A 12,007-nucleotide genomic window follows, 5' to 3' on the forward strand; every position below is an offset into this window, starting at 1 on the left:
AGGGTTTGGTAGTGAAACAGAGAATTATTACTGGAGTGATTGCTGCCGCGCTATTCATTCCCATCGTAATATACGGTGGCGTGCCTTTTACAGTTTTAGTGTATGCACTTGCTTCTATAGGTTTATATGAATTAATTCGTATGAACAAGCTTACGCTTATTTCGGTACCAACAGTTTTAGCTGCAGTATTATTATGGATTATATTAGTTCCGAGTAGTGCATCAGAGCTGTTTACATGGATTGAATTAGGTAAATTAGAAATTACATTTGTGATTGTTTTATTACTTTTATCATATACAGTCCTTTCTAAGAATACATTTACTTTTGACAATGCTTCATTTTTACTTATGGCAACGACATATGTTGGAATGGGATTCTTATATTTAAATGAAACGAGAATATTAGGAATTAAATATGTGTTCTGTGCATTATTTGTCATATGGGCAACTGATTCAGGGGCATATTTTATAGGAAAAGCATTTGGAAAAAGAAAATTGTGGCCAGAAATTAGTCCGAATAAAACGATTGAAGGTTCATTAGGCGGTATTGTTTGTGGAATTGTTGTTGCACTTGTTTACAATATGTTCTTCCCGGTTGAAGCGAATGTAGGAATTTTAATCGTTCTGACGATTATCATTTCTATTTTTGGACAAATTGGTGATTTAGTGCAATCTGCATTTAAACGCCATTATGGTGTAAAGGATTCAGGTACAATTTTACCTGGACATGGTGGTATATTAGATCGAACAGATAGTTGGTTATTTGTGTTACCAATTCTATACTTCTTATTACAATATAATTAATAAATGAACGAGGGGTTGGAGTCATGAAAAACATTAGTTTATTAGGTGCAAGCGGATCAATCGGTACACAAACATTAGATGTGTTACGCTCGCACCCAGACCAATTCCGTCTCGTTGCTTTTTCTGTAGGGAAAAATGTTGACTACGCAGTAAAGGTAATTCAAGAATTTTCTCCGCAAATTGTCTCTGTGCAAAGAGAGGAAGATGTTTTAAAATTACAAGCTGTTTCTGGTAATACAAAGGTCGTATATGGTAGTGAAGGCTTATTAGAAGTAGCATTACACCCAGATACAGAAGTTGTAGTAAATGCGGTTGTAGGTAGCGTAGGTTTATTGCCGACACTCCGTGCAATTGAGGCGAAAAAAACAATTGGAATTGCAAACAAAGAAACGTTAGTAACTGCAGGGCATCTTGTAATGGAAGCAGCACGAAAACATAATGTATCGTTACTTCCAGTTGATAGTGAACATTCAGCTATTTTTCAATGCTTGAATGGGGAAAATGAAAAAAGAATCTCTCGACTAATTATAACGGCTTCAGGCGGAAGTTTTCGTGATAAAACGAGAGATGAATTGCATCATGTGACCGTAGAAGATGCACTTCGTCATCCAAACTGGTCAATGGGTTCGAAAATTACAATTGATTCTGCTACAATGATGAATAAGGGACTAGAAGTAATTGAAGCACACTGGCTTTTTGGTATCCCTTATGAGCAAATCGATGTTGTTCTACATAAAGAGAGTATTATTCATTCTATGGTTGAATTTGAAGATCGTAGTGTAATGGCGCAGCTTGGCTCACCTGATATGCGAGTACCAATTCAATACGCGCTTACATATCCTGATAGATTACCTCTTTCAGACACAAAACAGTTAAATCTATGGGAAATGGGAACATTGCATTTTGAGAAAATGAATCAAGAACGTTTCCGTTGCCTACGTTTTGCGTATGAAGCTGGGAAGACAGGTGGAAGCATGCCAGCTGTAATGAACGCGGCAAATGAAATAGCTGTTGAAGCCTTTTTACAAAAGAGAATTGGTTTCTTAACAGTGGAAGACCTCATTGAAAAAGCAATGCACCATCACAATGTCATTGCACGTCCGAGCTTAGAGGAAATTCAGGAAATTGATGCAGCCACAAGACGGTTTGTGATGGAACAAATTTAGCAAAGGTGGTTATGGAATTGAATACAGCGATTGCCTTTATATTAATTTTCGGTGCACTCGTATTTTTCCATGAGCTAGGGCATCTATATTTCGCAAAAAGAGCGGGTATTTTATGCCGCGAGTTTGCGATTGGTTTTGGTCCGAAAATATTCTCATTTGAAAAGAATGAAACGGTGTATACGATTCGCTTACTACCCCTTGGTGGCTATGTAAGAATGGCTGGCGAGGATGCGGACACTGTGGAGTTAAAGCCTGGGAAAAAGGTTGGACTTGTAATAAATGAAAAAGAAGAAGTTGTGAAATTAGTTTTTGACGGACATGAAAAATATCCAAATGTTCGCGTCATTGAAGTCGAACAAGCTGATTTGGAGCATAATCTTACAATTTCGGGATATGAAGAGTACGAGGAAGAGCTGCAAACATTCCGAGTGAATGAAAAAGCTCGTATCATTACTGCTGGTGAAGAAATTCAAATTGCTCCGTATAATAGGCAGTTTGGCTCCAAGAAATTGGGTCAACGTGCTTTAACAATTTTTGCGGGTCCTGCGATGAACTTCATTTTAGCATTTGTTATTTTTGTGATTTTAGGATTTGTACAAGGTGTTCCTGTTGACAAGCCAATGGTCGGAAAAGTAATGGAGAATAGTGCAGCACAGCAAGCTGGATTAAAAGAAAATGATACAATTCAAGCGATTGATGGGAAGAACACTAGTACATGGAAAGATGTTGTAACAATTGTACGTGAAAACCCGAATAAAGAAATTACGTTACAGGTAAAGCGTGATAATGAACAGTTTAATGTAAAAGTAACACCAACGGTTGATAAAGAAGGAAAAGAAGAAGTTGGTAGAATTGGTGTTTACTCTCCTGTAGAGAAAACAGTGATGGGTTCTATTAAATCAGGGTTTGAACAAACGTACGAATGGACGAAACTAATTTTTGATTCTCTTGTGAAATTAGTAACTGGTCAATTTTCTATTAATGAGTTATCAGGTCCAGTAGGAATTTATAATTTAACAGATCAAGTTGTAGATTATGGATTTACGCGTGTACTAAGTTTAGCGGCAGTTTTAAGTATTAACCTTGGTTTATTTAATTTATTACCAGTTCCAGCTTTAGACGGTGGACGTTTGTTCTTCTTCTTAATTGAGGCATTAAGAGGGAAACCGATTGATCGTCAAAAAGAAGGAATGGTTCACTTTATTGGATTTGCATTATTAATGTTGCTTATGTTAGTTGTAACATGGAATGACATCCGTAAGTTTTTCTTGTAAAATAAGAAGAAGTTTATAATGAAATAGAGCTCGTACAATAAAATCCCTCACCTAACTCGAGGTGAGGGGTTTTGTTGCGTGTAAGAGTAAAATGAAGAGGTGCGAATAAATGAAACAAAGTATGGTATTCAGTCCTACGTTACGTGAAGTTCCAGCTGATGCTGAAATTAAAAGTCATCAATTATTACTTCGCGCAGGGTTTATGCGTCAAAATGCTTCTGGTATTTATAGTTTTCTACCATTTGGTTTAAAAGTATTACACAAAGTAGAACGTATTGTTCGTGAAGAAATGGAGCGTGCAGGAGCTGTAGAATTATTAATGCCAGCTATGCAAGCTGCGGAATTATGGCAAGAGTCAGGGCGTTGGTATTCTTACGGATCTGAATTAATGCGTATGAAAGATCGTAACGCTCGTGAATTTGCATTAGGAGCTACACACGAAGAAGTAATTACTGATCTTGTACGTGATGAAGTGAAATCATATAAAAAATTACCGTTAACATTATACCAAATTCAAACAAAGTTCCGTGACGAACAAAGACCTCGTTTCGGTCTATTACGTGGAAGAGAGTTTCTAATGAAAGATGCATACTCTTTCCATGCTACGCAAGAGAGCTTAGATGAAGTGTATGATCGTTTATACAAAGCATACTCTAACATTTTTGCTCGTTGTGGCTTGAACTTCCGTGCAGTTATTGCTGACTCTGGAGCAATGGGCGGAAAAGATACGCATGAGTTTATGGTATTATCTGAAGTTGGTGAAGATACAATTGCATACTCTGATACATCTAATTATGCAGCAAACATCGAAATGGCTCCTGTGGTAGCTACGTATACGAAGAGTGATGAAGCAGAAAAGGCACTTGAAAAGGTAGCAACACCAGATCAAAAAGCAATTGAAGAAGTATCTGCATTCTTAAACATTGAAGCTGACAAGTGCATTAAGTCTATGGTATTTAAAGTAGATGAGAAATTAGTAGTTGTACTTGTTCGTGGTGATCATGAAGTAAACGATGTAAAAGTGAAAAATGTATACGGCGCTTCAGTTGTTGAGCTTGCTTCTCATGAAGAAGTGAAAGAATTATTAAACTGTGAAGTTGGTTCTTTAGGACCGATTGGTGTTACAGGTGATATCGAAATTATCGCTGACCATGCTGTAGCATCAATTGTTAACGGATGTTCGGGAGCGAACGAAGAAGGATTCCATTATGTAAATGTAAATCCAGAACGTGACTTTAAAGTGAGTCAATATACAGATTTACGCTTCATTCAAGAAGGAGACCAATCTCCAGATGGAAATGGAACAATTCTTTTCGCGCGCGGAATTGAAGTAGGTCACGTATTCAAATTAGGAACTCGTTATAGTGAAGCAATGAACGCAACGTTCCTAGATGAAAACGGAAAAACAAAACCACTTATTATGGGTTGTTACGGTATCGGTGTATCTCGTACAGTGGCAGCAATTGCAGAACAGTTTAATGATGAGAACGGTTTAGTTTGGCCAAAGGCTGTTGCACCGTTCCATGTGCATGTAATTCCAGTAAATATGAAATCTGATGCACAACGTGAAATGGGTGAAAACATCTACAACTCATTGCAAGAGCAAGGATACGAAGTATTACTAGATGATCGTGCAGAACGTGCAGGTGTTAAATTTGCAGATGCAGATTTATTCGGCCTTCCAGTTCGTGTTACAGTTGGTAAAAAAGCGGATGAAGGTATTGTAGAAGTGAAAGTACGTGCTACAGGCGAGTCTGAAGAAGTGAAAGTAGAAGAACTTCAAACATATATTGCTAATATTTTAAAATAAGAAGAGGTACCTCGTTATGAGGTACCTTCTCTTTCTTTGTAAACGTATTTCGTAAAAGAAGAAGGGAGAAATCTTTCTTTGTAGTACGATTCAATTTATAATAGCAAATGGAAGGAGAGTGCATATGTCATTAACAAATGAACAACAAGAGCGATTTCAAATTTTGCTCCAGCAGTTGCAAATACCAGACGACCTTATAAATCAATATTTACAAGGTGGTGGTATTGAAAGGCTCGTTATTGATAAAGCGAATAAAAGTTGGCATTTTGATTTACAAGTGCCACGTATTTTGCCTACAGAATTATATGAATTGCTAGAAACAAAGCTTAAGCAATCATTTTCTCATATTGCAAGAACAACATTTGCATTAGAAACAGAGAATAAACAATTTACAGAAGAAGAAGTGAGGGCGTATTGGCCGCTTTGTACGGAACGAATTACATTTTCACCTATGTTTGCTTACTTAAAGAAGCAGCTTCCGCAGGTGAATGGAGTGAAGTTGCTAATAAATGTGAATAATGAGCTGGAATCTACTGCTTTAAAGAAAAACGTAGCGAAACCAGTAGGGGATCAATACGAAACTTTTGGATTCCCACGTTTTCAGTTAGACACACATATACAGCAAAATACAGAAGAAATGCAAAAGTTTCGCGAGCAAACGCAGCAAGAAGATCGTGAACGTGTTATACAAGCTATGGAAGAAATGGCGAAGAAGCAAGCTGAAGAAAGTAGCGTTGTGCATGAAGGGCCGGTTGTACTCGGATATCTTATTAAGCCGGATGAAGAGATTACACCGATGCGAGAAATTCAAGATGAAGAAAGAAGAAAAACAGTTCAAGGGTATGTCTTCCATGTAGAAACGAAAGAGCTTCGTAGTGGCCGTACGTTATTAACTTTAAAAATAACAGACTATACGGATTCAATTATGATCAAAATGTTCTCGCGTGACAAAGAAGATATTCCAATGCTGCAATCCTTGAAAAAAGGAATGTGGGTGAAAGCGCGTGGTTCTGTTCAAAATGATACATTCGTTCGAGATTTAGTAATGATTGCAAATGATATAAATGAAATAACAGGACCGTCTCGTAAAGATAAAGCGCCAGAAGGTGAAAAACGTGTAGAGCTGCATCTGCACACACCGATGAGCCAAATGGACGCTGTTACTCCTGTTTCTAGACTTGTTGCCCAAGCAGGTAAATGGGGACATGAGGCAATTGCTGTTACAGACCATGCTGTTGCGCAGTCTTTCCCAGAGGCATATTCTGCGGGTAAAAAGGCTGGGGTTAAAGTTATATATGGTGTAGAAGCGAATTTAGTTAATGATGGTGTACCGATTGCATATAACGAAGCGCATCGTTTACTTGCAGAGGAAACGTATGTTGTTTTCGACGTTGAGACGACAGGTTTATCAGCTGTGTATGACACAGTCATTGAGTTAGCTGCCGTAAAGATAAAAGGCGGCGAAATCATTGATCGCTTTGAATCTTTCGCAAATCCACATCAACCATTATCTGCAACAATTATTGAATTAACAGGTATTACAGATGATATGTTAACTGATGCTCCAGAAGTGGACGAAGTGTTCAAAAAGTTTGAGGAATGGATGGGTGACCATACACTTGTTGCCCATAACGCAAGCTTTGATATGGGATTTATTAACGTAGGTTTTAAAAAGGCTGGGCTAGAAAAAACGAAAAACCCAGTTATCGATACGTTAGAACTTGCACGGTTTTTATTCCCAGAAATGAAAAATCATCGATTAAATACAATGTGTAAAAAGCTTGATATTGAATTAACGCAACATCACCGTGCGATTTATGATACAGAAGCAACGGGATATTTACTTGTGAAAATGTTAAAAGATGTGATTGAAAAGGGATTTGAATATCACGATCAACTAAACGATAGTATGGGGCAAGGGGATGCATATAAACGTGGGCGTCCAAGTCATATGACATTACTTGCCACATCAGACGTTGGATTGAAAAATTTATATAAACTTGTTTCATATTCTCATCTGAATTACTTTTATCGTGTACCACGAGTGCCAAGATCTCTATTAAAAAAATATCGTGAAGGCATTATAGTAGGAACGGCTTGTGATAAAGGTGAAGTGTTTGAAGCGATGATGCAAAAAGCACCTGAAGAAGTAGAAGAAATTGCACAGTTTTATGACTATATTGAGGTTATGCCTCCAGAGGTGTTACGTCATTTAGTAGAACGTGAACTCGTTAGAGATGAAGGGCAATTAAAAACAATTATTTCTAATTTAGTAAAACTAGGTGAGACGTTAGAAAAACCAGTTGTTGCTACAGGGAACGTGCATTATTTAGATCCAGAGGATGCAATGTATCGTAAAATTTTAGTAAGTTCGCAGGGCGGAGCAAATCCTTTAAATCGCCATTCATTACCACCCGTACATTTCCGTACAACAGATGAGATGTTAGAGTGTTTTTCATTTTTAGGTGAAGACAAAGCGAAAGAAATTGTAGTAACGAATACACAAAAGGTTGCGTCATTAATTGGTGATGTTCATCCAGTAAAAGATGATCTATACACACCGAAAATTGAGGGTGCCGATGATGAAACGCGTGATATGAGTTATAAAATGGCACGCAGCATTTATGGGGAAGAGCTACCAGAAATTGTAGAGGCTCGTTTAGAAAAAGAATTGAAAAGTATTATTGGACATGGATTCGCCGTTATTTATTTAATTTCACATAAGCTTGTGAAAAAATCGTTAGTAGACGGATATCTAGTAGGTTCGCGTGGATCGGTAGGGTCATCATTTGTTGCAACGATGATGGAAATTACAGAAGTAAATCCATTACCACCGCATTACGTATGTCCAAAGTGTAAGGAATCAGAATTCTTTAATGACGGTTCTGTAGGTTCTGGTTTTGATTTACCAGATAAAGAATGTCCAACGTGTAATGTGTCATACGTAAAAGATGGACATGATATTCCGTTCGAAACGTTCCTTGGATTTAAAGGAGATAAGGTGCCCGATATCGATTTGAACTTCTCCGGGGAATATCAACCACGTGCCCATAACTATACGAAAATACTGTTCGGTGAAGATTATGTATACCGTGCGGGAACGATAGGTACAGTTGCGGAAAAAACCGCTTATGGGTATGTAAAAGGATATGCGAATGATCATAATTTAACGATTCGAAATGCAGAGATAGATCGGTTAGTTGCAGGTTGTACAGGGGTAAAACGTACAACTGGACAGCATCCAGGCGGTATTATTGTAGTACCAGATTACATGGACATATTTGATTTCTCACCAATACAGTTTCCGGCGGATTCAATAGGGGCTGAGTGGAGAACAACGCACTTTGATTTCCACTCGATTCATGATAATTTATTAAAACTTGATATACTTGGACACGACGATCCGACCGTTATTCGTATGTTACAAGATTTAAGTGGTATTGATCCAAAAACAATACCAACGGATGATCCAGAAGTGATGAAAATTTTCTCTGGTCCAGAATCGTTAGGGGTAACGGAAGAACAAATCAACTGTAAAACAGGTACACTTGGTATACCAGAGTTTGGTACGAAATTCGTAAGACAAATGTTAGAAGAGACAAAACCAACGACATTCTCAGAGTTAGTCCAAATCTCTGGACTATCACATGGTACTGACGTATGGCTCGGTAATGCAAACGAGTTAATTTATAATGGTACATGTACACTGAGTGAGGTTATTGGTTGTCGTGATGACATCATGGTATATTTAATTTATCAAGGTTTAGATCCATCATTAGCCTTCAAAATCATGGAGTCAGTTCGTAAAGGTAAAGGTGTACCGGAAGAATGGGAAGAGGACATGAAAAATAATAATGTACCAGGTTGGTATATTGATTCATGTAAGAAGATTAAATACATGTTCCCTAAAGCCCATGCGGCTGCTTACGTACTTATGGCTGTACGTATCGCGTACTTTAAAGTGCATTTTGCACTTTTATTCTATGCGGCATATTTTACAGTTCGTGCAGATGATTTTGATGTAGAAGCGATGGCGAAAGGTTCAGCATCCATACGCGTAAAAATTGACGAAATTGCTCAAAAAGGATTGGATGCAGCGCCGAAAGAGAAGAGTTTATTAACTGTACTAGAAATGACACTTGAAATGTGTGAGCGTGGATACTCATTCCAAAAGGTTGATTTATACCGCTCGCATGCAACAGAATTTATTATTGATGGAGACTCATTAATTCCTCCATTTAATGCAGTGCCTGGTCTTGGTACAAACGCAGCTTTAAGTATTGTAGAAGCACGTAAAAATGGAGACTTCCTATCAAAAGAAGACTTACAGCAGCGCAGTAAGGTTTCAAAAACAATTATTGAGTATTTAGATAGTCAAGGTTGTCTAGGAGATTTACCGGATCAAAACCAATTATCACTGTTCTAACAGGAAGGAAAAGTCTTTGCAAATCAATATTTGCTATGGTATACTATAAACCGAGATAACCATGTCATGTATATTTTGTGAAAAAGAGAGTGGGGAAACCCACTCTTTCGTGTTACTATCTACATTTTATCTATGTGGATAGTAAAGATATTTCTGTCGTATATACATATTTTGTTACAAGTTTTACTTCTTAAATTTGGTAATACTAAGACAGATATTCCCTGCTTAACGGCAGGGGCTTTTGTTAGCTAACGAGAAAGAAGAAGATAGACCGTCTGAATGAACGGGATCTTTTCTTGTAAATGGTACATGACGGCAGGAAGGAGGCTGTTTATGGATAAGAAAGTCACAGAAGTTGTAGAAGCATTTGCGCAGCCGATCGTTGAGGAGTTAAATCTTGAACTTGTAGATGTAGAGTATGTGCAAGAAGGACAAGACTGGTTCTTACGCGTATTCATCGATTCTGAAAAGGGAGTCGACATTGAAGAATGCGGTGCGGTAAGTGAACGTTTAAGCGAAGCTTTAGATAAAGAGGACCCAATTCCTCATCTTTACTTTTTGGATGTATCATCTCCTGGAGCGGAACGCCCATTAAAGAAAGAGAAAGACTTCCAGCAAGCGGTAGGGAAACAAGTGGCAATTAAAACATATGAGCCGATTGATGGTGAAAAAATGTTTGAAGGAAAGCTACTTTCCTACGACGGTACTACAATTACACTACTATTAACAATTAAAACACGTAAAAAAGAAATCCAAATTCCAATGGATAAAGTTGCCAATGCGCGACTTGCTGTTACGTTTTAGTAAGAAGGGGGATCTTCATGAGCACTGAGTTGTTAGATGCTTTGCTCGTTTTAGAGTCAGAAAAAGGTATTAGCAAAGATATTATTATTGATGCAATTGAAGCAGCATTAATCTCTGCTTATAAACGCAATTTTAACCAAGCACAAAACGTTCGTGTGAGCTTTAACCCAGAAGTGGGAACAATTCAAGTTTTAGCACGTAAAGACGTTGTTGATAATGTGTTTGATCCACGTCTTGAAATCTCTGTAGAAGAGGCAAGACAAATTAATCCAAACTACCAAGATGGCGACGTACTAGAAATTGAAGTAACGCCAAAAGATTTTGGTCGTATTGCAGCACAAACTGCAAAACAAGTTGTAACACAACGAGTTCGTGAGGCGGAACGTGGTGTTATTTATTCAGAATTTAGTGATCGTGAAGAAGACATTATGGTTGGTATTGTACAGCGCCAAGATGCTCGTTTCATCTATGTCAGCTTAGGGAAAGTAGAAGCTTTATTACCTGTAAGTGAGCAAATGCCAAATGAGCAATATAAACCACATGATCGTATTCGCGTATTTATTACAAAAGTAGAAAAAACAACGAAAGGACCACAAATTTACGTATCACGTACACATCCTGGTCTTTTAAAACGTTTATTCGAAATGGAAGTTCCAGAAATTTATGATGGAACTGTAGAAATTCGCTCTGTAGCGCGTGAAGCAGGCGATCGTTCGAAAATTTCTGTGTATGCAGAGAATATCGATGTTGATCCAGTAGGTTCTTGTGTAGGACCGAAAGGACAACGTGTACAACGCATTGTAGATGAACTAAAAGGTGAAAAAATTGACATCGTTCGCTGGTCAAATGATCCAGTTGAATATGTTGCAAATGCTTTAAGTCCATCACAAGTTGTTAAAGTACTTGTAGATGAAGAAGAAAAAGCAACAACTGTTGTTGTTCCAGACCACCAGCTTTCATTAGCAATTGGTAAGCGTGGACAAAATGCACGTCTTGCAGCTAAATTAACAGGCTGGAAAATTGATATTAAAAGTGAGTCTGATGCGAAACAACTTGGTATTGTAACAGAAGAAGATAGCGTAATCGCATTCGGATTCGATTCAGTTGAAGACGAAATCGAATAGAGGTGATGAGTATGAGCAATCGAAAAGTTCCGTTACGAAAATGTATTGCAACGCAAGAGATGAAATCAAAACGAGAGCTCGTTCGCATTGTTCGTTCCAAAGAGGGCGAAGTGTCTATTGATTTATCAGGAAAAAAATCAGGACGAGGTGCATATTTGTCAAAAGATAAAGAATGCATTATTCAAGCCCAAAAGAAAAATATTTTGGAACATCATCTAAAAGCGAAAATCGACAGTTCTCTGTACGAAGAGCTTCTTGAGCTTGTTGAGAAGGAGTCGAAGTAAGTGTCCGATTGGAAATCGTTTTTAGGACTAGCAAACCGCGCTCGAAAAATTATTTCGGGTGAAGAACTCGTTTTAAAAGAAGTACGAAGTGGCAAAGCAAAGCTAGTATTGCTTTCTGAAGATGCGTCAGCGAACACTACAAAACGTATCATTGATAAAACCACGTACTACAACATACCAATGAGAAAAGTCGAAAATCGACAACAATTAGGGCATGCGATTGGGAGAGACGAGCGAGTCGTTGTAGCTGTGTTAGATGAAGGCTTTGCGAAAAAGCTACGTAGCATGCTCGATACAAATTACCGGGGGTGAAGGT

At 37.9% G+C, this 12,007-nt stretch carries 9 protein-coding genes; all 9 read left to right on the forward strand.

Annotation, left to right across the window (positions count from 1 at the left end; all coding sequences use genetic code 11):
• The first annotated feature begins 11 nt into the window (after nucleotides 1-11).
• The 9 genes from cdsA to Q3V31_RS08115 all read left to right on the forward strand — a co-directional run bounded on the left by cdsA (nucleotide 12) and on the right by Q3V31_RS08115 (nucleotide 12,003).
• On the forward strand, nucleotides 12-803 hold the full coding sequence (gene cdsA / locus Q3V31_RS08075) for a phosphatidate cytidylyltransferase (protein WP_329764226.1): 792 nt from the start codon (nucleotides 12-14) through the stop codon (nucleotides 801-803).
• Between the two features lie 23 nt (nucleotides 804-826).
• Nucleotides 827-1,969 carry a 1-deoxy-D-xylulose-5-phosphate reductoisomerase gene (gene dxr, locus Q3V31_RS08080; protein ID WP_000790382.1) on the forward strand — a complete coding sequence of 381 codons (1,143 nt, stop codon included), beginning with the start codon at nucleotides 827-829 and terminating at the stop codon, nucleotides 1,967-1,969.
• 17 nt (nucleotides 1,970-1,986) lie between these two features.
• Nucleotides 1,987-3,243, forward strand: a complete 1,257-nt coding sequence (rseP, locus tag Q3V31_RS08085; protein WP_001090226.1) for an RIP metalloprotease RseP — start codon at nucleotides 1,987-1,989, stop codon at nucleotides 3,241-3,243.
• Between the two features lie 109 nt (nucleotides 3,244-3,352).
• On the forward strand, nucleotides 3,353-5,053 hold the full coding sequence (locus tag Q3V31_RS08090) for a proline--tRNA ligase (RefSeq protein ID WP_000814329.1): 1,701 nt from the start codon (nucleotides 3,353-3,355) through the stop codon (nucleotides 5,051-5,053).
• 124 nt (nucleotides 5,054-5,177) lie between these two features.
• Nucleotides 5,178-9,479, forward strand: a complete 4,302-nt coding sequence (locus Q3V31_RS08095; RefSeq protein WP_090813329.1) for a PolC-type DNA polymerase III — start codon at nucleotides 5,178-5,180, stop codon at nucleotides 9,477-9,479.
• 333 nt (nucleotides 9,480-9,812) lie between these two features.
• Nucleotides 9,813-10,283, forward strand: coding sequence for a ribosome maturation factor RimP (gene rimP, locus Q3V31_RS08100; protein WP_000359098.1), 471 nt, complete (start codon nucleotides 9,813-9,815; stop codon nucleotides 10,281-10,283).
• A 17-nt stretch (nucleotides 10,284-10,300) separates the two neighbouring features.
• A complete protein-coding gene (gene nusA, locus Q3V31_RS08105; protein ID WP_000102601.1) occupies nucleotides 10,301-11,407 on the forward strand; it encodes a transcription termination factor NusA in 1,107 nt (368 codons plus the stop codon).
• 11 nt (nucleotides 11,408-11,418) lie between these two features.
• On the forward strand, nucleotides 11,419-11,691 hold the full coding sequence (gene rnpM / locus Q3V31_RS08110) for an RNase P modulator RnpM (RefSeq protein WP_000071123.1): 273 nt from the start codon (nucleotides 11,419-11,421) through the stop codon (nucleotides 11,689-11,691).
• The gene (locus tag Q3V31_RS08115; RefSeq protein WP_001286519.1) at nucleotides 11,692-12,003 is read left to right on the forward strand and encodes a YlxQ family RNA-binding protein; all 312 of its coding nucleotides are present in this window, start codon (nucleotides 11,692-11,694) and stop codon (nucleotides 12,001-12,003) included.
• Nucleotides 12,004-12,007: the final 4 nt, after the last annotated feature.

It is taken from the genome of Bacillus nitratireducens, from assembly GCF_036320425.1.
GTDB lineage: Bacteria > Bacillota > Bacilli > Bacillales > Bacillaceae_G > Bacillus_A > Bacillus_A nitratireducens.